The 25404-nt window shown below is 70.0% G+C and carries 25 protein-coding genes; 15 read left to right on the top strand and 10 right to left on the bottom strand.

Translation table 11 applies throughout. The features are described 5' to 3' along the window. Nucleotides 1-27 precede the first annotated feature (27 nt). The 3 genes from U3653_RS07415 (at nt 28) to U3653_RS07405 (ending at nt 2786) form a co-directional block, all read left to right on the top strand. Nucleotides 28-1305 (top strand): FAD-binding oxidoreductase, encoded by a 1278-nt coding sequence (locus U3653_RS07415; protein WP_195077821.1) that lies wholly within the window; start codon nt 28-30, stop codon nt 1303-1305. A gap of 31 nt (nt 1306-1336) precedes the next feature. Continuing rightward, nucleotides 1337-1597, top strand: a complete 261-nt coding sequence (locus U3653_RS07410) for a YciI family protein (protein WP_195077820.1) — start codon at nt 1337-1339, stop codon at nt 1595-1597. A 91-nt stretch (nt 1598-1688) separates the two neighbouring features. Further along, nucleotides 1689-2786 carry a CSLREA domain-containing protein gene (locus tag U3653_RS07405; RefSeq protein ID WP_195077819.1) on the top strand — a complete coding sequence of 366 codons (1098 nt, stop codon included), beginning with the start codon at nt 1689-1691 and terminating at the stop codon, nt 2784-2786. Here the strand turns inward: U3653_RS07405 and U3653_RS07400 are convergent. The 3 genes from U3653_RS07400 to ctaC form a co-directional block, all read right to left on the bottom strand. Continuing rightward, nucleotides 2783-3439, bottom strand: a complete 657-nt coding sequence (locus tag U3653_RS07400; RefSeq protein WP_195077818.1) for a TetR/AcrR family transcriptional regulator — start codon at nt 3437-3439, stop codon at nt 2783-2785. The genes U3653_RS07405 and U3653_RS07400 overlap by 4 nt on opposite strands. A 121-nt stretch (nt 3440-3560) precedes the next feature. Next, nucleotides 3561-3977: a cytochrome c oxidase subunit 4 gene (locus tag U3653_RS07395; protein ID WP_067800673.1), complete on the bottom strand. Its 417-nt coding sequence runs from the start codon at nt 3975-3977 to the stop codon at nt 3561-3563. Nucleotides 3978-3990: 13 nt separating this feature from the next. Continuing rightward, a complete protein-coding gene (ctaC, locus tag U3653_RS07390; protein WP_323124699.1) occupies nt 3991-5124 on the bottom strand; it encodes an aa3-type cytochrome oxidase subunit II in 1134 nt (377 codons plus the stop codon). A 364-nt stretch (nt 5125-5488) separates the two neighbouring features. Here ctaC and asnB point away from each other — a divergent pair, with 364 nt between their 5' ends. Beyond that, nucleotides 5489-7432 carry an asparagine synthase (glutamine-hydrolyzing) gene (gene asnB, locus U3653_RS07385; protein ID WP_195077817.1) on the top strand — a complete coding sequence of 648 codons (1944 nt, stop codon included), beginning with the start codon at nt 5489-5491 and terminating at the stop codon, nt 7430-7432. A gap of 52 nt (nt 7433-7484) precedes the next feature. On the opposite strand, the gene U3653_RS07380 is transcribed toward asnB, so the two are convergent. Together U3653_RS07380 and U3653_RS07375 are read right to left on the bottom strand one after the other, a co-directional pair. Next, nucleotides 7485-8453: a carbohydrate kinase family protein gene (locus U3653_RS07380; RefSeq protein ID WP_195077816.1), complete on the bottom strand. Its 969-nt coding sequence runs from the start codon at nt 8451-8453 to the stop codon at nt 7485-7487. 250 nt (nt 8454-8703) lie between these two features. Beyond that, a complete protein-coding gene (locus tag U3653_RS07375) occupies nt 8704-9054 on the bottom strand; it encodes a HesB/IscA family protein (protein WP_039797033.1) in 351 nt (116 codons plus the stop codon). A 197-nt stretch (nt 9055-9251) separates the two neighbouring features. Between U3653_RS07375 and U3653_RS07370 the strand changes: the two genes are divergently transcribed. Then, the gene (locus U3653_RS07370; RefSeq protein ID WP_195077815.1) at nt 9252-9923 is read left to right on the top strand and encodes a DUF3043 domain-containing protein; all 672 of its coding nucleotides are present in this window, start codon (nt 9252-9254) and stop codon (nt 9921-9923) included. Between the two features lie 611 nt (nt 9924-10534). Here U3653_RS07370 and U3653_RS07365 read toward each other — a convergent pair. Further along, the gene (locus U3653_RS07365; RefSeq protein WP_195077814.1) at nt 10535-10696 is read right to left on the bottom strand and encodes a hypothetical protein; all 162 of its coding nucleotides are present in this window, start codon (nt 10694-10696) and stop codon (nt 10535-10537) included. Between the two features lie 85 nt (nt 10697-10781). On the opposite strand from U3653_RS07365, the gene U3653_RS07360 reads away from it, so the two are divergent. From U3653_RS07360 to U3653_RS07340, 5 genes are all read left to right on the top strand, one after another. Then, entirely contained in the window at nt 10782-11750 is a 969-nt protein-coding gene (locus U3653_RS07360; RefSeq protein WP_195077813.1) for a helix-turn-helix domain-containing protein, read from the top strand. Nucleotides 11751-11969: 219 nt separating this feature from the next. Beyond that, nucleotides 11970-12527 carry a bifunctional adenosylcobinamide kinase/adenosylcobinamide-phosphate guanylyltransferase gene (cobU, locus tag U3653_RS07355; protein WP_195077812.1) on the top strand — a complete coding sequence of 186 codons (558 nt, stop codon included), beginning with the start codon at nt 11970-11972 and terminating at the stop codon, nt 12525-12527. Between the two features lie 546 nt (nt 12528-13073). Continuing rightward, on the top strand, nt 13074-14156 hold the full coding sequence (cobT, locus tag U3653_RS07350) for a nicotinate-nucleotide--dimethylbenzimidazole phosphoribosyltransferase (RefSeq protein WP_195077811.1): 1083 nt from the start codon (nt 13074-13076) through the stop codon (nt 14154-14156). Further along, entirely contained in the window at nt 14153-14908 is a 756-nt protein-coding gene (locus U3653_RS07345; RefSeq protein WP_195077810.1) for an adenosylcobinamide-GDP ribazoletransferase, read from the top strand. The genes cobT and U3653_RS07345 overlap by 4 nt, the downstream gene beginning before the upstream one ends. A gap of 121 nt (nt 14909-15029) precedes the next feature. Beyond that, nucleotides 15030-15743 (top strand): MBL fold metallo-hydrolase, encoded by a 714-nt coding sequence (locus U3653_RS07340; RefSeq protein WP_195077809.1) that lies wholly within the window; start codon nt 15030-15032, stop codon nt 15741-15743. A gap of 1 nt (nt 15744) precedes the next feature. Here the strand turns inward: U3653_RS07340 and U3653_RS07335 are convergent, their stop codons facing one another. The 3 genes from U3653_RS07335 to U3653_RS07325 all read right to left on the bottom strand — a co-directional run bounded on the left by U3653_RS07335 (nt 15745) and on the right by U3653_RS07325 (nt 18686). Next, nucleotides 15745-16842 carry a branched-chain amino acid aminotransferase gene (locus tag U3653_RS07335; RefSeq protein ID WP_195077808.1) on the bottom strand — a complete coding sequence of 366 codons (1098 nt, stop codon included), beginning with the start codon at nt 16840-16842 and terminating at the stop codon, nt 15745-15747. Between the two features lie 93 nt (nt 16843-16935). Continuing rightward, complete coding sequence (gene gcvT / locus U3653_RS07330) at nt 16936-18036, bottom strand: glycine cleavage system aminomethyltransferase GcvT (protein ID WP_195077807.1); 1101 nt, start codon at nt 18034-18036, stop codon at nt 16936-16938. Beyond that, nucleotides 18033-18686, bottom strand: a complete 654-nt coding sequence (locus U3653_RS07325; protein ID WP_195077806.1) for a GNAT family N-acetyltransferase — start codon at nt 18684-18686, stop codon at nt 18033-18035. The genes gcvT and U3653_RS07325 overlap by 4 nt, the downstream gene beginning before the upstream one ends. Before the next feature lie 110 nt (nt 18687-18796). Here U3653_RS07325 and U3653_RS07320 point away from each other — a divergent pair, with 110 nt between their 5' ends. Together U3653_RS07320 and U3653_RS07315 are read left to right on the top strand one after the other, a co-directional pair. After that, entirely contained in the window at nt 18797-19594 is a 798-nt protein-coding gene (locus U3653_RS07320) for a TetR/AcrR family transcriptional regulator (RefSeq protein WP_195077805.1), read from the top strand. 9 nt (nt 19595-19603) lie between these two features. Continuing rightward, nucleotides 19604-21115 carry a leucyl aminopeptidase gene (locus U3653_RS07315; RefSeq protein WP_195077804.1) on the top strand — a complete coding sequence of 504 codons (1512 nt, stop codon included), beginning with the start codon at nt 19604-19606 and terminating at the stop codon, nt 21113-21115. A gap of 179 nt (nt 21116-21294) precedes the next feature. Here the strand turns inward: U3653_RS07315 and U3653_RS07310 are convergent, their stop codons facing one another. Continuing rightward, nucleotides 21295-21657 carry an oxidoreductase gene (locus U3653_RS07310; RefSeq protein WP_435406548.1) on the bottom strand — a complete coding sequence of 121 codons (363 nt, stop codon included), beginning with the start codon at nt 21655-21657 and terminating at the stop codon, nt 21295-21297. Between the two features lie 260 nt (nt 21658-21917). Here U3653_RS07310 and sucB point away from each other — a divergent pair, with 260 nt between their 5' ends. The 3 genes from sucB to U3653_RS07295 are packed head-to-tail and all read left to right on the top strand — an operon-like array spanning nt 21918 to nt 25151. After that, the gene (gene sucB, locus U3653_RS07305; protein WP_195077803.1) at nt 21918-23690 is read left to right on the top strand and encodes a 2-oxoglutarate dehydrogenase, E2 component, dihydrolipoamide succinyltransferase; all 1773 of its coding nucleotides are present in this window, start codon (nt 21918-21920) and stop codon (nt 23688-23690) included. 19 nt (nt 23691-23709) lie between these two features. Next, on the top strand, nt 23710-24618 hold the full coding sequence (locus U3653_RS07300) for a TIGR01777 family oxidoreductase (protein ID WP_195077802.1): 909 nt from the start codon (nt 23710-23712) through the stop codon (nt 24616-24618). Continuing rightward, complete coding sequence (locus tag U3653_RS07295) at nt 24615-25151, top strand: GNAT family N-acetyltransferase (protein ID WP_195077801.1); 537 nt, start codon at nt 24615-24617, stop codon at nt 25149-25151. The genes U3653_RS07300 and U3653_RS07295 overlap by 4 nt, the downstream gene beginning before the upstream one ends. Nucleotides 25152-25404 lie beyond the last annotated feature (253 nt).

The following is a 25404-nucleotide window of genomic DNA, read 5'->3' as shown; positions in this document are numbered from 1 at the left end:
GGCCGCGCTGTGGTTAGCTTTTCTGCCATGAGCACGCCGCACATTGTCTCCAACGCCGAGGAATACCTCCCCCGCGATACCGCCGATGTCGTTCGCACGGTGCGGGATTCACGCGGGCGAACGGAACGGTTGATGGTGCGCGGCGGCGAGCTGATCGACGAGGGGCTCACGCTGCCCGCCCAGCCGACCGTGGTGTCGCTGCGCCGGATGAACCAGGTGCTGGACATCAACCTGGGCCGGCGCACCGTCCGGGTGCAGGCGGGCGCGAAACTGTCCGATGTCGACCGCAGGCTCGGCGCGCACGGACTCGGCCTGCCCATCGTCGGCGACCACCGCGACATCACCGCGGGCGGCTTCGCGTCGGTCGGCGGCGTCAGCGCGGCCTCGCACAAGCACGGTCTGTTCATCGACCAGATCGTCGATCTGGAGTACGTGGACACCGATGGGCGCATCGGCACCTGCGGGCGCACCCACCACACCGAGCGGTTCCAGCGCATCCTGGGCGCGGGTGGCCGGGCGGGCATCATCACCGCGCTCACCCTGGACGCGATCGAGATCGACAAGGAGCGCACCTGGCTGACCACGCACGCCGACCGGTTCCTCGACTTCGACTCCTTCGTCGAGCACGCCTACGCGGAGATCCTGCGCCCGGGCAACGCCGAACTCCAGGTCGGCCGCTGGGTGGACACGGCGCCGCTGAAGGTGGCGCGTCCGGTCGGCACCGGCCACGTGCAGCTGGGCACCGTGCGGTTCGGGCAGTGGTCGAGCCTGTACCCCACCGCGCCGACCAGGGGGCTGCGCGCCCGGCGCGAGGTCGGGTCGCGTGCGCGGAAATCGCTGGGCGCCATCGCCTCCGCCGCGCCGGGCAAAGCGGGCATGCCCGTGCGCAACGCGGCCGCGGGCGCGGTGCTGTTCGCGCCGAAGGTGCAGACCCTCCGCGATGCCGAGTATCTGGCCGATACGGCGCTCAGCTCGTCCGAGCGTGGTCCCGCCTACCGGGTGGGCGTTTTCGCGCCCCTGTCGAGCTACACGTCGGTGTTCTACCGTCTGCACGACCTGTTCTCCGGCCACCGCGAACGCACCGGCTGCTTCACCGTCATCTCCGCGATGACCTACGGCGTCCGCTCCCGCTACCTGCGCGCCGAATCCGCCGCCCGCGGCCTGCCCGCCGAGGACCACGGCCTGATCACCTTCACCTGCCGCCTGCGCCCCGCCGCTCTCCCGTCCGAGCAGTTGCGCGACATCGTCTCCGGCATCGAGGAGATCTGCCGTTCGGAGAACTCGCTGCGGTACGAAGCGGAGTAGCGGTTCGGCCCCGCGCCGTCCCGTGGATCCGGTGCGCCCGGACCACGGTCGGTGGCTGGAGCAATTCGTCGCCGGCCAGTCGCTCGTGCAGGCGGGACGCCGCGTCCCGTTGGTGGGTGGCGTCTACCTCACCGCAGGCATGCCGCACGATCGGCTCGACGCGATCCTCGCCACGGATCCGTGCCTTCTCCACGGCGTCGCGACGCACGAAGTCGTCGAATTCACCTTGCTGCTCGGCATGCCGACCTGCTCGCGGCCACTCACACGGAATTCCCGGAAACGCCACCGGTAGCGAGTCCCCGTGCGACATAGTTGTAAACGCTCGCGTTCCCTACTTATACGCGGGCGTACCCCACTCCATGTTCGTGATCGGATCAGACTTCATGAGGACGAGCACATCTGCCGCGGCGATCAGCGCATTCGCCATTTCGGCCCTGGTCGCGGGGACCGCGGCCTGCTTTCCGGCAACGGCCTACGCCGACGACGCACCCGACGGAGCCGCACCGGGGGTGATCACGGTGGACACCACCAGCGACGAGGCAGCGGCCGATCCCCGAAGCGGGCAATGCCGCACGGCCTCCGGCGCCTGCACATTGCGCGCCGCGGTGCAGGCGGCCAACGCCCATCCGGGTAGCACGATCGCGCTTCCGGCCGGTCGATATGTTCTGACGATAGCCCCCGACCAGCGAAAAGTGCAGGGGCGCAACCCCGATGCGACGACAGGAGACCTGAACCTCACCGCGCCGACGATGCTGCGCGGCGCCGGTCGCGATCGGACGGTGCTGGACGCCGACGGGATCGACCGCGTGCTCAGCGTCTCCGCGCCCGTGACATTGACGGGTTTGACCGTCACCGGCGGAGTCGCCGCCCAGCACGAGATCCCGTTCTATGACACCGGCGGGGGCGGCATCGCGAATTCATCGGATCTCGTCCTCGATGACGTCGTAGTCCAGGGCAACAGCGCCGGATACGGCGGCGGCATCTTCAACGTGCCGGGCTCGGACCTGAAGACGCGGAATACGGTCATCACCGGCAACTCCGCGGGCGAGGCGGGCGGCGTGCGCTGCGACAACACCTGCGCCTTCACCGACACCACGATCACCGGCAATCGCGTGGTCGACCCCGGAGTCTGGTACCGCCCTGGCGGATTCGCCGGTCGTGGCGGCGGCGTCGACGTCCGAGGCAGGGGCGTGGTGACGTTCGATCGCGCGACGATCACCGGGAACACCGCTTCGGACGGCGGCAGCGGCATCAACGTGGCGCCTGCCTACCTCGACACCCTTCCGCGCCGGCTGACCGACCTGGTCGGCGTCCCGCTCGGCACGGTCGTCCTGCGGGACTCCACCGTTCTCGGGAACAGATCCGGCGCCGCCGTGGTCAACTGTGTCGAGGTGTTCGCGAGAATCGTCTCCGAAGGCGGCAATACCAGCGACGATGCGTCCTGCAACCTCACCGGGGCCGGCGACAGAGTCCTGTCCTAGCCCGCGGGCGTCGCCGGGCCGAGCAAGGCGCGATGGATGTACACGACGGCTTCCTCGAGCTCGAGCAAGTCTCCTCCGGCCCGGAGGGTTCGTCGGATGGCCTCGTTGGTCGCGTCGGTCACCGCGAGGTACGCGTGGTCCGGAACGGAGGGATCGACCGGGCCCGCCGTCGCACGCCACGATCGGATGAAACCGGCGAACCAGTGCTGGCATCGTTCGAACGACTCGATCGCGCGCGGCCCCGCCACGGCGGTCTCCAGATAGAAGGCGCGGGCGAACGACGGCTCGTCCCGCAGCAGGGTGAGGTATTCGCGTATGCCGCGGTGAAGCGCCTCGAGCGGCTCGACGGGTTCGGCCAGGATCCGTCTCATCGCCTGCCGCAGATGATCGATCATCAGATCGCGGCCGGTCTCGGCCGCCGCGAGGAAGCAGGCTTCCTTGTCCGGGAAGTGCTGGTAGAAGGTCCGGCGCGAAACCTTCGCCGTCGCGGCGATGTCCGCGACCGTCGCATCGAGGTAGCCGCGCTCGGCGACAACGACCGTGACGCCGAACAGCAGACGCTGACGTTGCGACCCCGTCACCAGGTCGCGAGCCAGTCCGTGCGGCCCGTGCGGTAGGGCCTTCAGGATCGGCTCCAGCAACTTCTCTCCCACCCGCACCTTCATATCAGGTGCGGGCCTGGCAGCCGTATGAACTCCGCCCTCCGGCAGGCTCATCACCCACGAAAACGGCCCCACCGGACAACCGGTGGGGCCGTTTCGGTGCGATGTCGGCTCAGTGCTTCTCGGGCCCGAGGTAGTACTCGAACACCAGGCCCGCGGCGGCGGTCAGGATGCACACGACGCCGATGCCGATCAGCCAGAACTGGAAGAAGGCCAGGCCGAGGGCGGTCACCGAACCGGCGGCGGCCAGGGTGATCGGCCAGAAGCTGCCGGGCGAGAAGAAGCCGAGGTCACCGGCGCCGTCCACGATCTCGGCGTCTTCGTAGTCCTCCGGGCGCAGGTCGAGACGACGGGCGACGAACCGGAAGTAGGTGCCGATGATCAGCGACAGACCCGCGGTCAGCACCATGGCCGTGGTGCCGGCCCATTCGACGCCCGTGCGCGACTGACCGGTGAAGAAGCCGTAGACGCCCGCGATGATGACGAAGAACACCGTGAGCAGTTCGAAAATCCGCGCTTCGATCTTCATGTCAGATCAATCCTCACTTGCTCTCGGCCGAGGCGGCGCTCTTGGTGTCGCGCCTGGTGTTGAACGGCGCGGTGGACGTGGCGACCGGGGACTCCCCGATGGACTCGAGCGCCTCGGCGTTGGTCTTGCCCGCCTGGCGCGCGTCCAGGTACTTGGTGAACTTCTCCGGCGTGACCGCGCGGACCTCGAAGTTCATCATCGAGTGGAAGGTGCCGCACATCTCCGCGCAGCGGCCGACGAACGCGCCTTCCTTCTCGATCTTGGTGATCTGGAAGACGTTGTCGGAGTTGTTCTCCTTCGGGTTCGGCATCACGTCGCGCTTGAACAGGAACTCCGGCACCCAGAAGGCGTGGATCACGTCGGCGGCGGCGAGCTGGAACTCGATGACCTTGCCGGTCGGCAGCACCAGGACCGGGATCTCGTTGCTCGAGCCGATCGTCTCGACCTTGTCGTAGTGCAGGTAGGACAGGATGTCGTTCTCCGGCTTGCCGTGCACCGGGCCCGGCTGCGGGTGACCGTCCTTGGTCCGCTCCTCGTACCCCTCGAGCTGTTCCTGGTTCAGCGCCTCACGCGAGGCGTCGATGCCGTCGAACCGGTAGCCGTCCTTGAAGTCGACGTTGCGATAGCCGAACTTCCAGTTCCACTGGAAGGCGGTCACGTCGACCGTGACATCGGGGTTGTCCACCTTCTCCTGCACGTAGCCCTGCACGACCACGGTGAAGTAGAACAGCACCGCGATGATGACGAACGGGATCGCCGTGTAGGTCAGCTCCAGCGGCACGTTGTAGCCGGTCTGGCGCGGGAACTCCGGTGAGTCGGCCTTCTTGCGGTGGAACGCGACGGTCCAGAAGGTCAGGCCCCAGACCAGCACGCCCATCGCCAGCGCGGCGACGACCGACCAGGTCCACAGTTCCCGCATCCGGGTGGCCTGCGGCGTGATGCCAGACGGCCAGCCGAACCGCAGCCAAACATTGTCGATCGAGCAGCCCGAGACGAGCAGCGCGGTGATCCCCAAGGACACCGCCAGCCCGGCCCGCCGAAGGATGCGGCTGGGGGGACGGTTGGCCGGCGAAGCCGGCGGGGCGGGTGAGTACTGCCCACCCCGGGCGGGTCGTGCCCCGATCTCTTCGCTCGCCTTGTGCGCCACGCTCACGCCTTCCTGGTCGCCACACATTCCGACAGTGCATCGTCGGGGCTGCGATCTACCCCGGCGATACGTCCTAAGCTCGTTCCAGGGCACCCTCTCGACCAGCGCGTGACACGCGGGTCGCCTGAGAGAGACCTGAGTACTACGCAGCGTAGACCAAACGCACCCCTCGGTCGTCGTCGGGTCGGCTTCGACACCTCGGGGAGCTCAGCGCGATCACCGCCACCAGCGATTCCGCCCGCGACGTGATGCGCGCGACGCGCGGACGCCACGGGTGCGGCATACTCGGACACTAGACTTCGTCCCCTTGCGCGCCATCCGGTGCGCGCGTATCCCGACTGCGAGAAATGAGGTTGCCGACGCCGTGTGTGGACTGCTCGGATTCCTGGCATCTGACGAGGCGGCACCTGGCACGGTGGAGCAGGTCTACGAGGCCTTGCACTGCGTGCGTCACCGCGGCCCGGACGAGCGCGGCACCTGGCACGACGACCATGTGATCTTCGGCTTCAACCGCCTGTCGATCATCGACATCGAGCACTCGCACCAGCCGCTGCGCTGGGGCCCGCCCGAGCAGCCCGACCGCTACGCGTTGACCTTCAACGGCGAGATCTACAACTACCTGGAGCTGCGCGCCGAACTCGCCGAGGCGCACGCCGCCGAGTTCCCCGACGGCAAGATCTTCCAGACCGAGGGCGACAGCGAGGCCATCGTCGCGGCGTTCCACTACTGGGGGCCGGAGGCGGTGCGGCGGCTGCGCGGCATGTTCGCCTTCGCGATCTGGGACACCGAAACCGGGGAGCTGTTCCTGGCCCGCGACCCGTTCGGCATCAAGCCGCTGTTCCTGGCCACCGGACCGGGCGGCACCGCGTTCGGCAGCGAGAAGAAGAGCCTGCTGGAACTGCTGCCCGCGCTGCGGTTGAGCGACGCGCTGGACCCGAGGGCGCTGGAGCACTACACGGTGCTGCAGTACGTCCCGGAGCCGGAGACGCTGCACAAGGACATCCGCAGGCTGGAGTCGGGCAGCTACGCCACCGTGCGGCCCGGTGCGGCGCCGGTCGTCACCCGGTACTTCACGCCGAAGTTCCCGGTGCGCCCGTTCACCCCGGGTTCGGCGGCGGCGCGCTACCGGGAGATCGCCGCGGCGCTCGAGGACTCCGTCGCCAAGCACATGCGCGCCGACGTGACCGTCGGTTCGTTCCTCTCCGGCGGCATCGACTCCACCGCGGTCGCGGCGCTGGCCATGCGGCACAACCCGAAGCTGATCACGTTCACCACCGGGTTCGAACGCGAGGGCTACTCGGAGGTGGACGTGGCCGCCGAGAGCGCCGAGGCGATCGGCGCGCGCCACGTGGTGAAGGTGGTCTCCCCCGCCGAGTTCGCCCAGGCCATCCCGGAGATCGTCTGGTATCTCGACGACCCGGTGGCCGACCCGGCGCTGGTGCCGCTGTACTTCGTCGCGAAGGAGGCGCGCAAGCACGTCAAGGTGGTGCTTTCGGGTGAGGGCGCCGACGAGTTGTTCGGCGGGTACACCATCTACCGCGAGCCGCTGTCGCTGAAGCCGTTCGAGAAGCTGCCGCGCGGCCTGCGCAGACTGGCCGGCAAGCTGTCGGACCGGATTCCGGACGGCACCAGGGGCAAGAGCCTGCTGCACCGCGGCTCGCTCACCCTCGAGGAGCGCTACTACGGCAACGCGCGCAGCTTCAACGACGCCCAGCTGCGCGCCGTGCTGCGCGAGTTCCGGCCGGAGTGGACCCATCAGGACGTCACCGCGCCGCTGTACGCGCAGTCGCGCGGCTGGGACCCGGTGGCCCGGATGCAGCACCTGGACCTGTTCACCTGGCTGCGCGGCGACATCCTGGTCAAGGCCGACAAGATGACCATGGCCAACTCGCTGGAACTGCGCGTGCCGTTCCTGGACACCGAGGTGCTGAAGGCGGCGGAGGGGCTGCCGTTCGAGCAGAAGATCACCAAGGACACCACGAAGTACGCGCTGCGTCAGGCGCTGGAGGGCATCGTGCCTCCGCACGTGCTGCACCGCGCCAAGCTCGGCTTCCCGGTGCCGCTGCGGCACTGGCTGCGCGGCACGGAACTCTACGACTGGGCGCAGCAGCAGATCGCCGAGTCGCAGACCGACCACCTGCTGAACAAGGCCGCGATCAGCGAGATGCTGGTCGCGCACCGGGCGGGGACCGCCGATCACAGCCGCAGGCTGTGGACCCTGCTGGTGTTCATGGTGTGGCACGGCATCTTCGTCGAGGACCGGATCAAGCCGGAGATCCAGGAGCCGGTCTACCCGGTCTCGCTCTGAGGTACACGAAAGGCGCGCACCCGGTCGGGTGCGCGCCTTTCGTCGTTCAGGGTCAGAGCAAAGTCTTGATGTCCGCCGCGGCCTCCGGGCCGTAGGCCTGGGTGAGGCGCTCGAGCGCGGACTCCTTGTTCAGCGTCCACTCCTGGGTGCCCATGGTCTCCAGCACCAGCACGGCGATCAGGGAGCCCAGCTGCGCGGAACGCTCCAGGCTCAGCCCGGCGGTGTGCGCGGTGAGGAAGCCCGCGCGGAAGGCGTCACCGACGCCGGTGGGCTCCACCTTCTCGAGCTCCGGCACGACGCCGACGGTCACCTCGGTGCCGTCGCGGTCGACGATCCGCACGCCTTCCGCGCCCAGGGTCGTGACGCGGACGCCGACCTTCTGGGCGACTTCTTCCTCGCTCAGGCCGGTCTTCTGCAGCAACAGCGCCCACTCGTACTTGTTCGTGAACAGGTACGCGGCGCCGTCGATCAGCTGCACGGACTGGTCACCGTCCAGGCGGGCCAGCTGCTGCGAGGGATCGGCGGCGAACGGAATGCCGAGTTCGCGGCACTCGGCGGTGTGCCGCAGCATCGCCTCCGGGTCGTTGGCCCCGATCAGGACGAGGTCGAGCTCCCTGGACTCGGACAGCTCGGCGATGGAGATATCGCGCGCCTCGCTCATCGCGCCGGGGTAGAACGACGCGATCTGAGCCATGTCGTCGTCGGTGGTGCAGACGAAACGCGCGGTATGCGCGCGATCGGACACCAGCACGGTGGAGCAGTCGACCCCGTGCTTCTCCAACCAGGCGCGGTACTCGCCGAAATCGGCGCCGACGGCACCGACCAGCAGGGGCGTGCGATTGAGCAGGCCCATGGCGTAGGCGATGTTGCCGCCGACGCCGCCGCGCCGAATCTGCAGATCGTCGACGAGGAAGCTCAGCGACACGTGGTCGAGCTGATCGGCCAGCAGTACGTCGGCGAACCGTCCGGGAAAACGCATGAGGTGGTCGGTCGCAATGGACGCGGAAACGGCTATGGACACGTGGCTGAGCCCCTTCAACGGTAGGCGGCAGGCGGTGCAGACCGGGACGCGGGTCCCGATCTCACCGTAGCTGATGCCGCCTGTCCGGGTCTTCAGGCCGTACTAGTTGAGCGGCACCGGATTTGCGTTCAGGTCCTGCGTGAGTGCCGCTCGGGTCCTGGGCGTTCCCGACGAGTTACCCGTGTCCGCACGAGATCAGGTGTTCCGATCGAACGCGGCCGATCTCCGCGACCGCGCCGGGATCACTGCCTCAGTTGAAGGAGTCGCCGCAGGCGCAGGAGCCGGTGGCGTTCGGGTTGTCGATGGTGAAGCCCTGCTTCTCGATGGTGTCGACGAAGTCGATCGAGGCGCCCTGCACGTACGGCGCGCTCATCCGGTCGACGGCCAGCGTGACGCCGCCGAAGTCGACGGTCAGGTCGCCGTCGAGCGAGCGGTCGTCGAAGAACAGCTGGTAACGCAGGCCGGCACAACCACCCGGCTGCACCGCGATCCGCAGCGCCAGGTCGTCGCGACCCTCCTGGTCGAGCAGGGCCTTCGCCTTCGCGGCGGCGGCGTCGGTCAGAGTCACACCGTGGGTGGCGGTCTCGTTCTGCACAGTCATGAACTCTCCTCGAGGAACCTGTGGTCAACCCGTGAACAGCGCACGGGTCGTGTCGGTCAACACCACTCGGCAGGCTGCTATTCCTCCATCTTGCCACCACCCCCGCCGCGACGGCGCGCAACCTCCGTGACCCCGCACACTCCCGGCGAATCGGACCGCATTTCTCGCCGCGCTACCCATCGAATAGCCTGGTCGATGTGAAATTGTTCCGTCGCGGCGAGTCCAGCACCACCGACGCGACCGCCGAATCGACGGTGGTCACGGACGGCGACTCGGCCGCGGGCACCACCCGCGCGGCGGCGACGGCCACCGCGGGCAAGGGCCGTCCCACCCCGAAACGCCGTGACGCGCAAGGCAAGCGCCGCGGCCCGATAGCGCCCGCCCCGCTCACCGCCAAGGAGGCCCGCGCCCGGCGCAAGGCCGCGCGGGGCACCAGAGCCGAGCGCAAGGCCGCGGCCGCGAAACGGCGCGAGGCCGCCGCGGATCGGCGCGAGCGCATGCTCGCGGGCGAGGACAAGTACCTTCCGCCCCGCGACCAGGGGCCGGTCCGGGCCTTCGTCCGCGACATCGTCGACGCCCGGCGCAACCTGGTCGGCCTGTTCATGCCGATGGCGCTGGTGCTGATCTTCTCGATGTTCCTCGCCCCCGCGCTGCAGACCGTCGTCACGTTGGCCATGCTGGTGATGATGCTGTTCATGGGCATCGAGGGCGTCCTGCTCGGCCGGGTGGTGAACAACCGGGTCAGGGAGCGTTTCCCGGAGACCACCGACGGCGGATACCGCCTCGGCTGGTACGCCTTCGTCCGCGCGTCGCAGATCCGCAAGATGCGCGCCCCGAAACCACGGGTCGGGCCGGGCGACGCTGTGTAGTTTTTCCAGCGCCTGCGGCGCTGGGTGTTCGCGGCCCCTTTGTGGCTCGCGTGTGCGCGGCCGCCGCTTGCTCCTTCGTCGCGTACGCGGCGGCCGCGCACACGCGAGCCGGGCCGCGAACGGCGGATGCTCGGTCTCGCTTCGCTCGAAAGTCGTAGTTGGGGTGCGCTGGGCGCGTCGGTGGCGAAGCTACTGATCAGGTGCGCACCGTCCGGAGTGGCTAGTCGGCTGGCCGTCCGGGGTGACTGGTCGGACGGCCGTCCGCCGCGCCGGTCGCAGCCTTCCGCTTGATCGGGTCGGCGGTCGGCGCCTACTCCTTTGTCGCGTAGGCGGTGGCCGCGCGCACGCGAACTCCGGTTACGAACGGCGCGTGCTCGACCTCGCTTCGGTCGAAAGACGTGGGCGGGGCGCGTGCGAAGCCTGCTGCGGGATGCACGCGCTTTGGAGTGGCTGGGTGGCAGGCCGCCCGTCACGATGGTCCCTGTCATGGCCTGATCGGTCGGCGACTATCGCCTGCTCCTTCGTCGCCTATGCAGCGGCCGCGCACGCGGGCTGGGCTGCGGATGACAGGTGCACGGTTTCCGTCGTGCGATCAGAGCGATTCGGCTGGGTCAGCGGTGGTGGGTGTTGCGGCCGAGGATGGCGGTCAATTCTGCGTGCAGCCGTTGTGCGTCGCGGTCGATCACCTGCGCGGAGCCCGCGCGGTCGGTGCCGCGGGCGACGAGTGTGGCAAACGCCACGATGACTGCCAAGGTGATGAGGAAAGTAACCATGGCAGTAATTTTGCGGTCAATGATTTACCGCCGACAGTGGCGGTACCGACATTGTTCGTCAAAATCCGGCCACTAGACTGGCGGCATGCTGTCGAAGGTCGCCGTGGTGCTGTCCGAACGCATGGCCATGTTCGAATTCGGGGTCATCTGTGAGGTTTTCGGGCTCGACCGCACCGCCGACGGACTACCCGCCTTCGATTTCCGGGTGTGCGGGGCCGAGCCGGGCGTCCCGTTGCACTCCACCAGCCCCGGTATCACCGTCACACCGGAGTACGGGCTGGAAGAGCTGGCGACGGCCGATCTGGTGGCCATCCCCGCCGCCGCGGCCGATCGGGGGTTCGATCCGCGGATCGTCACGGCCGTCCGCGACGCGGCGGCCGCCGGGGCGACCGTGCTCACCGTGTGTTCCGGCGCGTTCCTGGCCGGTGCGGCCGGGCTGCTCGACGGCCGTAAGTGCACCACGCATTGGCGCTACGTGGAGCAACTCGCCGCCGAGTATCCCGCGGCGACCGTCGATCCGGATGTGCTGTTCGTCGACGAGGGCGATCTGATCACCAGCGCGGGCACCGCCGCGGGCATCGACGCCTGCCTGCACCTGGTGCGCCGCGAACTCGGCAGCGGCGTGGCCAACGCGATCGCGCGGCGGATGGTGGTCCCGCCGCAGCGCGACGGCGGGCAGCGCCAGTTCATCGAACGCCCGGTCGCGGCCTGCACCTCCGACAGCCTCATTCCCACCCTGGAGTGGATGAACGAGCACCTGGATCTGCCGCACACGGTGGAAGACCTGGCCACACGCGCCAACATGTCCACCCGGACCTTCGCGCGCCGTTTCGCCGCCGAGACCGGAACCACCCCGGTGAAATGGCTCACCAACCAGCGCGTACTGCTGGCCAAGCAACTGCTCGAGGAAACCGACCTCGGACTGGAACAGATCGCCGCCCGCTCCGGCTTCGGCTCCGGCGCGCTCCTGCGCCACCATTTCCAGCGCCTCGTCGGCATCGCCCCCACCGAGTACCGCCGCCGCTTCGGGCGCAGCTCGGACGCCTCCGCCTGATCACGGAGCCATACAGCCGACCGGCTTTCCGCGTACGTCCGAGACGTCTCGGCATACTCGCCCCGGTTCATCGAGCACCGTTGCTGGTCGCCGTCTGTTCGGCCTACCGTCACAGATTCACCGCGGCTGCGCCTGCCCCATCTTCGGAGTTCCCCGCCCGGACCGGGCATGCCTCGAGAGTCACGCGGCAATCCGCGGTTCGGTTGATACCGTGCACTCGTGTCCGAGACTCCCGCGCCTACGCCACGCAGCATCCTCGTTCTGGGTGGCGCGCGGTCGGGGAAGTCGGCGTTCGCGGAGGATCTGGCCGTGCGGGCGGGCGGCCGAGTACGCTACCTCGCCACCGCCGTGCCCGACCCCGCCGATCATGATTTCGCCGAGCGCATCGCCGCACACCGAGGCCGACGCCCAGCGGGCTGGTCGACCATCGAGAGCGCCGACCCCACAGCGGTTCTCCTCGCAGCCATGCCGAGCCCGCCGCCGGTCACCTTGATCGACGACATCGGCACCTGGCTGACCGCCCGCATCGACGCGCGCGAAGCTTGGGAAGCGCCGCGCGGCACGGTCGCTCCCGACACCGACGCGCTGGTCTCTGCCGTCGCCGCCTACACCGGCGACCTCGTGATCGTCAGCCCGGAGGTGGGTATGGGCGTCATCCCGGCCACGCGTTCGGGCCGTCTCTTCCGCGACGAGATCGGCACCCTCAACCAGCGCTTGGCCCAGGTCTGCGACGAGGCTTTCCTGGTCGTCGCGGGCCTCCCCCTCCGTCTCAAGTAGCCGCCGTTCGCAGCGCTCCGTCGTTGCGAGCAACCACCGACCGCGACAGGCGGCCCGCGGCGCCGCCGGGCGACGCAGCCGCGGCTCGGCGGCGTCGGAGGGCTGCCTGGTCACTTGGATGTCGCGGCCGGAAACGCGTGTTGTCGCCCCGGAATCCCCCGGCCGCGCCGCCGGTCGCCCGCCGCGTTTCCTGCATGTGCGCCGACCACTGCGCGAGACGATCGCCGGGACGTCGTCGCAGAGGCTCCTGGCTCCGACCTCGATCACACCGCTGTGTCGAGCAGGTCGCGCCCCTTGGCGCCGATTCGCGACGTCGATCATGGTGTCACCTGCGCCGATCACCGACCCGGCTCGCGGAGGTCTCGCCGACACACCGCCGACCCGGAGCAGGCCGCGTCCTACCTTCTCCGGCAGCGAACCGGCAGGTGGTCCTGCGGCGCGTCGAACGGCTACGCCGTGATCAGGTCACGGCCCCACGGCGTGGAAGGGCAATGGCAAGATTGGGCGGCGTAGTCGGCGGGACCGCCATGACCGAAAGGCTCGATAGTGACGCACGGATTCGGACCGGTAGCGCCTCCGGACACACAGTTTCGTGCGGCGGCCGAGCAGCGGCAAGCCCAGCTGACCAAACCCGCTGGTGCGCTGGGCCGATTGGAGCAACTCGGCAACTGGGTGGCGGCCTGCCAGGGCGCCTGCCCGCCGAAGCAGTTCGAGCGCGCCAGGGTCGTGGTCTTCGCCGGGGATCACGGCATCGCGCGGCACGGGGTGTCGGCGTATCCGAGCGAGGTCACCGCGCAGATGGTCGCGAATTTCCTCGGCGGCGGCGCAGCGGTGAACGCGCTGGCGGCGGTGGCCGGCGCGACGGTCAGGGTGGCGGACATCTCCGTCGACGCCGACACCGACCCGCAGGTGTCCAAGCACAAGGTGCGCCGCTCCAGCGGGGCGATCGATCGCGAGGACGCGCTCACCGCCGACGAGGTCCAGGCGGCGATCGAGGCGGGCCGCGCCATCGCCGACGAGGAGATCGACGCGGGCGCGGACCTGCTGATCGCGGGTGACATGGGTATCGGCAACACCACACCCGCCACCGTGCTCATCGCGAGCCTGACCAATACCGAACCGGTCGCCGCCGTGGGGCGCGGCACGGGCGTCGACGATGCCGGATGGATCCGCAAGGTCGCCGCGATCCGCGATGCGATGCGGCGCGCGCGCCCGGTGGTGAAGGACCCGGTCGAACTGCTCCGCGTGGCCGGTGGCGCCGACTTCGCCGCGTTGGCCGCGTTCCTCGCCCAAGCCGCCACCCGGCGCACACCCGTCGTCCTTGACGGCGTCGTCGTGACGGCCGCGGCGATGGTCGCCGAGGACCTCGCCGCGGGCGCGAGCGCTTGGTGGCTGGCCGGTCACCGCTCCACCGAACCGGCGCACGACCTCGCGCTGCGACACCTGCGCCTGGAACCCCTGCTCGACCTGACCATGCGCCTCGGCGAGGGCTCCGGCGCGCTGACCGCCCTCCCGATCCTCCGCTCGGCGGTGGCCGCCCTCGCGGAGATGTCGACCTTCGCCGAAGCGGGTGTCAGCACCGCCGACGCCGAACCGGCGAGCGCCCCGCCGAACCTGCGAAAGTCGTGAACGGTACCCGGCTGGCGATTTCCTGGCTCACGGTGCTGCCGGTGCGCGGGCCGGATGCCGTCGACCGGGCCGCGGCGGGCCGTGCGATCCTGCTGGCGCCGCTGGTCGGCGCGCTGCTCGGAGCCGGAGCCGCGGGTTTGCTGTGGGCGCTGAGCCGGGCCGGGGCGAGCGCGGCGCTGGCCGGGTTGCTTGTGGTCGGCGCGCTGGCGTTGATCACCAGGGGCATGCACCTCGACGGCTTGGCCGACACCTTGGACGGACTCGGCAGCTACGGTCCGCCGGAGCGGGCCAGGCAGATCATGAAGAGCGGCGGGGCCGGCCCGTTCGGTGTCGCGGGGCTCGCGTTCGCCATCGGCATACAGGCGTTCTCGTTCGCGTCCTTGGCCGACTCGGGCCGATGGTTCGCCGTCGCCCTCGCCGTGGCCACCGGCCGCGTCGCGGTGATCCTCGCCTGCCGTGGTGTCCCGGCCGCGCCTGGCACCGGGTTCGGCGTCCTGGTCGCGGACACGCAGTCGGCCACCGCCGCGGCCTTCTGGTCCGTGACCACGGTGGGTCTGGCCGTGTTCGCGGTTCCGCGCTGCCCGTGGCTCGGCCCCTTGGCCGTCGCCCTCGGCCTGACCGCCTCCACGCTCCTGGTCCGGCACTGCGCGCGCCGCTTCGGCGGGCTCTCGGGTGACGTCCTCGGCGCGGCGGTCGAGACCACCGTTGCGCTCACGGCAGTCGTCCTGTCACTCACCGTCCAGCCCGTCTGACCGTCCCCGAGAGGCCGGATGGAACGTTGTCCGGGGTGAATCAGCGGCGAGAGTCTGAGTCACTGGAATTTTTCCGGCCGTGGTGCGCGGATCGTCTGGGTCGGGCAATAAGGTGGGCGGTATGTCTTCTGAGCGCCTGTATTTTCGCCAGCTGTTGTCGGGACGCGACTACGCCGTGGGCGATCCGATCGCGACGCAGATGCGCAACTTCGCGTATCTGATCGGCGATCGGGAAACAGGCGAGTGCGTGGTGATCGATCCCGCCTACGCCGCGGGTGATCTGGTCGACATCGCCGAGGGCGACGGTCTGCGCTTGAGCGGGGTGCTCGCCACCCACCACCACCCCGACCACGTGGGTGGCACGATGCTCGGCTTCACCCTGCGCGGGGTACGCGAGCTGCTCGAAAAGACAAGCGTCCCAGTGCATGTCAACGCCAAAGAGCTGCCGTGGGTGGCGAATGTCACGGGAATCGCCGAGAGCGAGCTCACCGGCCACGAGCACGGCGACAAGGTCACCGTCGGAGCCTTCGACATCGAATTACTACACACGCCCGGCCACACTCCGGGCAGCCAGTGCTTCCTGTTCGACAACCGCCTCATCGCGGGCGACACCCTTTTCATCGACGGGTGTGGCCGCACCGACTTCCCCGGCGGCGATTCGGACGAGATGTTCCGCAGCCTGCGCTACCTGGCCGGACTCGCGGGCGACCCGGTCGTGTATCCGGGCCACTGGTACTCGCAGGAGCCCAGCGCGGCGCTGTCCACTGTCCGGGACAAAAATTACGTCATGCGCCCGCAGACGCTGGAGCAGTGGCACATGCTGATGCCGGGCTGAGTCACATCCGCCGCATCCAGCCGTGCTTGTCGGCGAAGGTGCCGCGCTGGATGCCGGTGAGGGTGTCCCGCAGGGCCATGGTCACCGTGCCGGGCTCGCCACCGCCGATGGTGAATTCGCCCGCATCGGAACGAACCCAGCCGACCGGCGTGATCACCGCGGCGGTTCCGCACGCGAAAACCTCGGTGATCTCACCGGATTCGGCGCCCTTGCGCCATTCCTCGACCGAGATCCTGCGCTCCTCGACCGGGAAGCCGGAATCGGCGGCGAGGGTGAGCAGCGAGTCGCGAGTGATGCCGGGCAGCAGCGAACCGGACAGTTCCGGGGTGACCAGCCGTGCGTCGGAGCCGGAACCGAAGACGAAGAACAGGTTGTTCGTACCCATCTCCTCGACGTAGCGGCGCTCGCACGCGTCCAGCCACACCACCTGGTCGCATCCCTTGGCCGAAGCCTCCGCCTGCGCCAGCAGGGAAGCGGCGTAGTTGCCCGCGACCTTCGCCTCACCGGTCCCGCCCGGCGCGGCGCGCACGTATTCGGTGGACAGCCACACCCGCACCGGCTTCACGCCACGCGGGAAGTACGCCCCCGCCGGGGAGCCGAGCAGCAGGTACTTGTACGCCGCGGCCGGTTTGACGCCCAGCCCGGCCTCGGTGGCGAACATGAACGGCCGCAGATACAGCGATTCCTCACCGCCCGCCGCGGGCACCCAGTCGCGGTCCACCTCGAGCAGCTGGCGCACCGACTCGATGAACAGTTCGTCGGGCAGCTCGGCCATCGCCATCCGGCGAGCCGACCGGCGGAAACGCGCGGCGTTGGCGTCGATGCGGAAACAGGAGACGCTGCCGTCGCTCTGCCGGTAGGCCTTCAGGCCTTCGAAGATGGCCTGGCCGTAGTGGAACACCATGGTCGCGGGGTCCAGCGCCAGCGGCCCGTAGGGCTCCACCCGCGCGTTCGTCCACGTGCCGCCGACGTAATCGATCGAGACCATGTGATCGGTGAAGTACCGCCCGAACCCCGGCTCCGTCAGTACCTCCTGTCGCCGCTGCGCCGGAAGCGGCGCGGGGTGCGGAATACGGGTGAACTGTGCGGCAGCGGTCATGGCGACGATCCTATCCGGCCCCGTTGCGGGCATTTCGCCACGGTCCACCCCCTCCCCGCGCGGCCGAGCGCCGCCGGGGCCTGCGGAAAGCGGCTACTTCGTGCTGGTCCGGACGAACGGCGGGCGAACGATCTCGCAGCGCAGGCGGCGGCCGCGCACGTCGACCTCGACCTCGGCGCCGGGCTCGAGGCCCGCCGCGGTGTCGAGCAGGGCCAGCGCGATACCGAGCTTGAGGGTGGGCGAGAAGGTCCCTGAGGTGGTTTCGCCGACCGGCTCGCCATCGCGCAGCACGGTTTGCCCCTGCCGGAGCACACCGCGGTCGAGCGCCTTCAGCCCCAGCAGGATTCGGCGCGGACCAGCCGACTTCTCCTGTTCCAGCGCGGCCTTCCCCCAGAACTGCGGCTTCTGCCAGCCGACCGCCCAACCGCAGCGCGCCTGCACCGGGGAGATGTCGAGGGAGAGTTCGTGCCCGTGCAGCGGATAGCCCATCTCCGTGCGCAGGGTGTCGCGGGCGCCGAGCCCGGCCACCTGGCCCTCAGCGGCACGCACCTGCTCGACCGCGGCGCGGAACAGCGGTTCGGCGTCGTCCCAGCGGGGCAGCAACTCGTAGCCGTGCTCGCCGGTGTACCCGGTGCGGCAGACCCGGACCGGGCGGCCGTCCCAGTCGGCGTCGGCGTAGGCCATGTACTCGAGGTCGGCGGGCAGCCCGAGCGCGCTCAGCACCTCGACGGAGCGCGGGCCCTGCACGGCGAACACGGCGTAGTCGCGGTGCTCGTCGCTCACCGTGACGCCTTCGGGCGCGGCCTTGCGCAGTTCCGCGACGACCGCCGCGGTGTTGGCGGCGTTGGGCACCAGGAAGATGTCGTCGTCGGAGACGTAGTAGGCGATCAGGTCGTCGATCACGCCGCCGTCGGGGGCGCAGCACAGCGTGTACTGCGCCTTGCCCGGCCGGATCCGGCCCAGATCGTTGGTCAGCGCCGAGTTCACGAACGCCGCGGCGCCGTGGCCGCGCACCGTCGCCTTGCCGAGGTGGCTGACGTCGAACAGCCCCACCGTCGTGCGAACCGCCTGGTGCTCGGTCACCGTGCCCGCGTAGGACACCGGCATCTCCCAGCCGCCGAACGGCGCGAAGGTCGCCCCCAGCTCGACGTGCACGGCGTGGATGGGTCCTTGCAGGAGGTTCGTCTCGGTCACCAGCCGAGCTTATCCGGGCCGGGTCCGGCCGAGTCCCGCACGCGCTGCGGCCGGTACCACATCGGGATGAGCGTCGGGCCGTTCTCCGGCAACGTGTGCGTCGTTGCGGTCGGCGCGAACCCGCAGCGGCGGTAGAGCCGGGCGGATCGCTCGGTGCTGGCTTCCAGGAACGCCGGGACGCCGGCTTCGGAGGCCGCTGCCAACCGATCGGCCAGGATCGCCGCACCGGCTCCCTGACCCCGATGCTCCGGCACCGTGACGATCACTTGCAGGTAGCGGTGCGGGAACTCGCGGGGATGCTCGCGGGCGAGCAGGTCGGTGACGATCGCCAGCCGCTGCGCCACGCGCAGATCGGGAGCCTGTTCGAGCATGGTCCGCGCCTCGGCGGCTTCGTCGGCGAATCGCTCCACCGAGGTGACGTGCTGCCAGATCGATATCGACCAGATCTCCTCGCCCGCCCCCGCGACCCAGATCTCGTCCTCGCGCAACGCCCGGTCGACCAGGCCGGGCACGAACGCGGTGCGCAAACCCGCGTCGGACTGCCCTTCGAGCACCCACGCGGTCACCACCTCGTCCGCGCTGGCGATGCCGAACGCCTCGATCAGCGCGTCGCGGTCCGCGACACCGGCCTGTCGAGAGGTGATTTCCATCCCCGTCCCCTTTCCTCGTGAACACCGTTTTCCGAGCTCGAATCTAGGCAGCTCACAGCGGTATCAGTAGCATTTCGTCACACCTGTTCGTGTGTCGAAAAGGATCGGCGATGACCTGCGCTACCTGCCGCGACGAACTCACCCAGCCCAGCCGGGGCCGGCGGCGCAAATACTGCTCACGCTCCTGCCAGGCCCGCGCCTATCGCGCCCGCCGCGCGGCGATCCCGGTACGTGGCCCCGCTCGTACCACGCGACTGACCACCGTCGGCATCGCCCGCGCGGCGGTGGAGCTGGCCGACCGCGACGGAATCGACGGCCTCACCATGCGCCGCCTGGCCAGTGCGCTCGGCGTCGCCACCGCCACCCTCTACCGCCACTTCCCCGACCGGGAAGCGCTGCTGGCGAGCATGGCGGAACTGGTGCTCGCCGAGATCCCGCCGCCAGGGCCGGCGTGCACCGGCCTGCGCCCCCGGCTACGGCACGAGGCGCACGAGGAGTGGCGCCTCTACCGCAGGCATCCGTGGATGCTGCCGCTGCTGGCGCGGGTGCGCCCGCCGCTGGGCCCCGCGCTGCTGGACGTCCTGGAACGGAACTTCGCCGCCCTCGACCATCCCGGCCTGACCAGGCAGAACGGATTCACCATCTATCTCGCCGTGTCCGGCCTGGTCCAAGGGCTCGCCCTGCTGTGGAGTTCCGAGCGCGCCGACCGCTTCGGCGATCCGCGCGACGCCGCCGAGACGCCCCCCGAGTTCGCCGAGTTGCTCGACCCGGCGCTGCGTCCGGTCCTGCACCGCTACTTCACCGACCTGGACTCCGGCTTCGGCATGGACTTCGACGACCTGCTGGCGAACGCGGTGGAACTGCTGCTCGACGGCGTCGCGCTGCGCCATCCGGAACCAACCGAATAGCCTGTGCCAATGACCGCTGTTGCAGATCGCTCGCTCGGACCGGAACTGGCACGCACCGAGACCATCGGCGCGGACACCGATGTGCTCGTCATCGGCTTGACCTCCTCGGAGGACGGCCCCGCCATCGTGCCCGAGGACCTGTTCGGCGACGTGCTCACCGCCGACGTGCGCGCGGAACTGCTCGATCAGCTCGGCGCGGTGGGCGCCAAGGGCAAGGCCGAGGAACTCACCCGCATCCCGGCGCCCGCCGGACTGGACGGGGTGACCAGCGTCCTCGCCGTCGGGCTCGGCTCCGCCGAGAAACTCGACGCCGAGCAGATCCGCCGCTCGGCCGGTGTCGCCGCCCGCGCGCTGTCGGGCACCGAATTGGTGGTGACCACGCTGTCCGGGCTGGATATCGGCGCCGCCGCCGAGGGCTTCTACCTGGGCGCCTACTCGTTCACGCCGTTCCGCTCGGACAAGTCCGCGCCCAAGCCGGACGAGCGGCCCGTGGCCCGCGTCGAGTTGCTCGTGCCCGAGCCGGGATTCGGCGAAGAAGCCCTGTTCCGCGCGCAGCTCACCGCCGAGGCCGTCGCCACCGCACGGGATTTCGTGAACACCCCGCCCAGCCACCTGTTCCCGGCCGAGTTCGCCTCGCGCGCCCAGGAACTCGCCGAGGCCGCGGGCCTCACCGTCGAGGTGCTCGACGAGAAGGCCCTGGAAGCGGGCGGTTACGGCGGCGTGCTCGGCGTGGGCAAGGGTTCCTCGCGCCCGCCGCGGCTGATCCGGATCACCTACGCGGGCGGCCCGAAGAAGGTCGCGCTGGTCGGCAAGGGCATCACCTTCGACACCGGCGGCATCTCCATCAAGCCCGCGCAGAACATGGAGAACATGACCTCCGACATGGCGGGCGCCGCCGCCGTGATCGCCACGACGCTGCTGGCCGCGCGGCTGAGCCTGCCGATCACCGTCACCGCCACGGTGCCGATGGCGGAGAACATGCCGTCGGCCACCGCGCAGCGCCCCGGCGACGTGCTCACCCAGTACGGCGGCACCACCGTCGAAGTGCTCAACACCGACGCCGAGGGCCGGTTGATCCTCGCCGACGCGATCGTGCGCGCGAGCGAGGACGAGCCGGAGTACCTGATCGACGTGGCCACCCTGACCGGGGCGCAGATGGTCGCGCTCGGCACCCGCACGCCCGGCGTGATGGGCACCGACGAGTTCCGCGACCGGGTGGCCCGCATCTCGCGCGAGGTCGGGGAGAACGGCTGGGCCATGCCGCTTCCCGCCGAACTGCGGGCCGACCTGAACTCCAAGATCGCCGATCTGGCCAATGTAGCGCCGCACCGCTGGGGCGGCATGCTCTCGGCCGGGCTGTTCCTCAAGGAGTTCGTGCCGGAAAACGTGCAGTGGGCCCATCTCGACGTCGCGGGCCCGGCCTACAACACCGGCGGTCCGTTCGGCTACATCGGCAAGGGTGGCACCGGCGTCCCGGTCCGCACGCTGATCGCCGTGCTGCAGGACATCGCCGCGGAGTGAGCGTCACGCGCGCCGTCCGGGGTGGCTCCCGGACGGCGCGCGTCGTCCATGCGCCCGGCAGCACGCGTCCGGCGGACTCCGAGCCCACCGGGAATCGGCGGATCCGGCCGGCGTTCACGACCGCTGGGGAAGCGGCGCACGGCGCCCGGGAATCGGGCGCAACGGACAAATCGACAGCCTCAGAGGTCGTACAGATCGCGCTCCAACTCGCGCTGCCGCTCGATCCGCTTGCGCGCGTCGTAGTCGCGCATCCGCTGCGGATATCCGGTCTTGCCGACGTCGTAGACGGGGATGTGCAAATCCCCGGCAAGCCTTCGCGCCCCGCGCTCGCCGACGATCCGGCGTGTCCATTCACCATCCGCGGCAACAAGGACGACTGTGACATCTGTCACCGTGGTCTTCGGTTCGATATAGCCCTCGACGCCCACATGCGTGCGCACCCAGTCGGCCAGGTACCGAGCGTCCTGCCCGGACACCGAACCCCCACGTAGAGTGCCGCCACCCCGGGCGACGCCGCCGCGGAAACGATCCAGCAAACCCAACGACGCCGACCTCCTTTCCTGCACCGGAGAATGTTCACCGCCGGTCTTCCCATACTGCCAGCTCCGCGCAGTTCGCCGCCCTGTGCTACATGGCTTGCGGACGAGTGCAAGGATGGACCGCGGTACAAGAACCACACGGATCTCCGGTGCCACGCACAATGATCGGTGGCTTCCGGACTCCCGTCGCGACCCGCGGCGGGCGTCCGCAGCGAGATCAACTGTTGTAGAACCCCGTCGAGCAGTCAGAGGAGTCAACGGACATGGCCTTCTCCGTCCAGATGCCCGCTCTTGGTGAGAGCGTCACCGAGGGAACGGTGACCAGGTGGCTGAAGCAGGAAGGAGACACGGTCGAGGTCGACGAGCCGCTGCTCGAAGTCTCCACCGACAAGGTCGACACCGAGATCCCGTCCCCCGCGGCGGGTGTGCTGTCGAAGATCGTCGCAGGCGAAGACGACGTGGTCGAGGTCGGCGGCGAACTCGGCGTGATCAGTGAGCCCGGTGAGGCGGAGTCCTCCGCTCCCGCGCCCGCTCCGGAAGCCGCGGCGCCCGCGCAGGAGACTCCCGTCCCCGCGGAGGAAGCGCCCGCCGCCGAGCCGCAGGCCGAGCAGTCCGCTCCCGCCGCCCAGGCCGCTCCCGCGTCGTCCGGTGACGGCACGCCGGTGAAGATGCCGGAACTCGGTGAGTCGGTCACCGAGGGCACCGTCACCCGCTGGCTGAAGTCGGTCGGTGACGAGATCGCTGTCGACGAGCCGCTGCTCGAGGTCTCCACCGACAAGGTCGACACCGAGATCCCCTCCCCCGTCGCGGGCACCCTGCTGGAGATCACCGCCCAGGAAGACGATGTCGTGCCCGTCGGCGGGCAGCTCGGCGTCATCGGCAGCGGAGCACCGGCGGCCGCCGCACCGGCTCCCGCCCCCGCACCGGCCCCCGCGCCCGAGCCCGCTCCGAAACCCGCCCCGGCACCGAAGCCCGAACCGGCTCCGGCCGCCGCCGCTCCGGCCCCGAAGCCCGCGCCCGCCCCCGCACCGGCTCCCAAGCCCGAGCCTGCTCCCGCGCCCGCCGCCACCGCGGCCGCCGAATCCTCCAACGGCGCAACCCCCTACGTCACTCCGCTGGTCCGCAAGCTGGCCGAGGAGCACAACGTCGACCTCGCCGCGATCACCGGTTCCGGTGTCGGCGGCCGCATCCGCAAGCAGGACGTGCTCGCCGCCGCCGAGGCCAAGAAGGCTCCGGCCGCCGCCCCTGCCGCGTCCGCTCCGGCCGCGCAGGCGCCCGCGGCGCCCGCCGCCGCCCGTTCGCAGCTGGCTCACCTGGTCGGCACGGTGCAGAAGGCCAACCGCATCCGTCAGATCACCGCGACCAAGACCCGTGAGTCGCTGCAGACCACCGCGCAGCTGACCCAGGTGCACGAGGCCGACGTCACCAAGATCGCGGCGCTGCGCAATCAGGCCAAGGCGGCGTTCAAGGAGCGCGAGGGCGTCAACCTGACGTTCCTGCCGTTCTTCGCCAAGGCCGTGGTCGAGGCGCTCGGCGTGCACCCGAACGTCAACGCCAGCTACGACGAGTCCAGCAAGGAGATCACCTACCACGCCTCGGTGCACCTCGGCATCGCCGTCGACACCGAGCAGGGCCTGCTGTCGCCGGTGATCCACAACGCCAGCGACCTTTCGCTGGCCGGACTCGCCCGCGCCATCGCCGACATCGCCAACCGGGCCCGCAACGGCGGCCTCAAGCCCGACGAGCTGGCCGGCGGCACCTTCACCATCACCAACATCGGCAGCCAGGGCGCGCTGTTCGACACCCCGATCCTGGTTCCGCCGCAGGCGGCCATGCTGGGCACGGGCGCGATCGTCAAGCGCCCGGTCGTGGTGACCGACGAGACCGGCAACGAGTCCATCGGCGTCCGCTCGATGTGCTACCTGCCGCTCACCTACGACCACCGCCTGATCGACGGCGCCGACGCAGGGCGCTTCCTGACCACGATCCGGCACCGGCTCGAGGAAGCGGCGTTCGAGGCCGATCTCGGCCTGTGAGGAAGGTCCCGCGGCACGTATGAAGGTCGTGATCGCCGGCTCGTCCGGGTTGATCGGGACGGCGCTCGTCGCGGCTCTGCGCCGCGACGGGCACGAGGTCGCCAGGCTGGTGCGCAGGAAACCGGCTGGCCCGGACGAATTCGCCTGGAACCCCGCCCGCGCCCAGCTGGACCAGCGGGCGCTTCGCGACGCCGACGCCGTGGTCAACCTGTGCGGGGCGGGCGTCGGACGACGGCGCTGGAACGGCAGCTTCAAACAGGAGTTGCGCGACAGCCGGATCACACCGACCGACGTGCTGGCCGGGGCGGTGGCCGCCGCCGGCGTGCCCGTGCTGCTCAACGCCAGCGGGGTGCACTACTACGGCGGCGACACCGGCGATCGGGTGGTGGACGAGTCCTCCCCCGCCGGTTCGGGATTCCTCGCCACGCTGTGCCAGGACTGGGAGAAGGCGACCGAGCCCGCCGCCGCGGCCGGTGCGCGCACGGTGCTGTTGCGCAGCGCCGTGGTGTTGTCCCGGGCCGGCGGCCTGCTCGGAATGCTCCACCCGCTGTACGCGATCGGCTTGGGCGGGCGGCTGGGCAACGGCCGCCAGTACACGCCGTGGATCTCCATGGCCGACGAGATCGGCGCGATCGTCTTCGCGCTCACCCACGACACGGTGTCCGGTCCGATCAACGTGGTCGGCCCGGCCCCGGTCACCAACGCCGAGTTCAGCCGCGCGCTGGGCCGGGCGCTGCATCGCCCCACGCCGCTCGTCGTCCCGGCGTTCGCGCTGCACGCGCTGGTCGGTGAGCTGGCGCGGGAGGCGATCCTGCGCGGGCCGAGAGCGATTCCCACCGCCCTCGAGGAAGCGGGCTACCAGTTCCACCATCCCACCATCGGCGCCGCGCTGGCGGCCACGGTGGGACGACCCGGAGATGCTCGATGACCGACCGAATCGACACCAGGCCCGCCACCGTCATCCGCGACGCCACCACCGACGATCTTCCGGCGATCCTCGACATCCACAACACGAATATCGCCACCTCCACCGCGATCTGGGACACCGAGCGCGTCGGCCTGGACGAGCGCCTCGGCTGGTTCCGCACCCGCACCGGCGCCGGGCTGCCCGTGCTGGCCGCCGAGAGCGACGGGGAACTGGCCGGTTACGCGAGCTACGGGCCGTGGCGCGCCAAATCGGGATACCGCTACACGGTGGAGAACTCCGTGTACGTCGACGACCGTTTCCAGCGTCGCGGCATCGCCACCGCCCTGCTCACCGAACTGATCGACCGCGCGCGCCGCGCGGGAGACGTGCACGCCATGATCGCCGCCATCGAATCCTCCAACACCGGTTCGATCCTGCTGCACGAGCGCTTCGGCTTCCGCACCGTCGGCGTGCTGCCCGAGGTGGGCCACAAGTTCGGCCGCTGGATGGATCTGACGCTCATGCAGCTGACCTTGCCGGTCGACGTCGACTGACCCCGCGTCTTCACACCGGGGCCTGCCGAATGCGCCGGGAGCGCTAGGGGTGTGCGCTCGTTGATCTACGCCGGGCAGCGAGCCATTCGGCGCTGCTGCGAGCGCGCGGGGTCTTGCACTCCCACCGGCAGGTGTCAGTGACGAAATGCGCTTCCGCCGGTGGGGATGCCGATCGTCGCGGCGAGCTCGGGCACCGCCACGGTCGGCCGGGCGCTGGACCACCCGGTGCGCCCGAGCTGACCACGCGCGCGGT

It is taken from the genome of Nocardia implantans, from assembly GCF_035544775.1.
Lineage (GTDB): Bacteria > Actinomycetota > Actinomycetes > Mycobacteriales > Mycobacteriaceae > Nocardia > Nocardia implantans.
The sequence above is the reverse complement of the archived record's forward strand: the minus strand, read 5'-3'. Positions and strand labels throughout refer to the sequence as shown.

What these genes read in the sequence shown, in the direction of transcription:
- U3653_RS07415 (WP_195077821.1), top strand. Translation starts at nt 28, where the DNA reads ATGAGCACGCCGCACATTGTCTCCAACGCCGAGGAATACCTCCCCCGC.
- U3653_RS07405 (WP_195077819.1), top strand. Translation starts at nt 1,689, where the DNA reads ATGAGGACGAGCACATCTGCCGCGGCGATCAGCGCATTCGCCATTTCG.
- U3653_RS07395 (WP_067800673.1), bottom strand. Translation starts at nt 3,977, where the DNA reads ATGAAGATCGAAGCGCGGATTTTCGAACTGCTCACGGTGTTCTTCGTC.
- U3653_RS07375 (WP_039797033.1), bottom strand. Translation starts at nt 9,054, where the DNA reads ATGACTGTGCAGAACGAGACCGCCACCCACGGTGTGACTCTGACCGAC.
- U3653_RS07365 (WP_195077814.1), bottom strand. Translation starts at nt 10,696, where the DNA reads ATGGTTACTTTCCTCATCACCTTGGCAGTCATCGTGGCGTTTGCCACA.
- U3653_RS07360 (WP_195077813.1), top strand. Translation starts at nt 10,782, where the DNA reads ATGCTGTCGAAGGTCGCCGTGGTGCTGTCCGAACGCATGGCCATGTTC.
- U3653_RS07340 (WP_195077809.1), top strand. Translation starts at nt 15,030, where the DNA reads ATGTCTTCTGAGCGCCTGTATTTTCGCCAGCTGTTGTCGGGACGCGAC.
- U3653_RS07335 (WP_195077808.1), bottom strand. Translation starts at nt 16,842, where the DNA reads ATGACCGCTGCCGCACAGTTCACCCGTATTCCGCACCCCGCGCCGCTT.
- U3653_RS07325 (WP_195077806.1), bottom strand. Translation starts at nt 18,686, where the DNA reads ATGGAAATCACCTCTCGACAGGCCGGTGTCGCGGACCGCGACGCGCTG.
- U3653_RS07320 (WP_195077805.1), top strand. Translation starts at nt 18,797, where the DNA reads ATGACCTGCGCTACCTGCCGCGACGAACTCACCCAGCCCAGCCGGGGC.
- U3653_RS07315 (WP_195077804.1), top strand. Translation starts at nt 19,604, where the DNA reads ATGACCGCTGTTGCAGATCGCTCGCTCGGACCGGAACTGGCACGCACC.
- sucB (WP_195077803.1), top strand. Translation starts at nt 21,918, where the DNA reads ATGGCCTTCTCCGTCCAGATGCCCGCTCTTGGTGAGAGCGTCACCGAG.
- U3653_RS07300 (WP_195077802.1), top strand. Translation starts at nt 23,710, where the DNA reads ATGAAGGTCGTGATCGCCGGCTCGTCCGGGTTGATCGGGACGGCGCTC.
- U3653_RS07295 (WP_195077801.1), top strand. Translation starts at nt 24,615, where the DNA reads ATGACCGACCGAATCGACACCAGGCCCGCCACCGTCATCCGCGACGCC.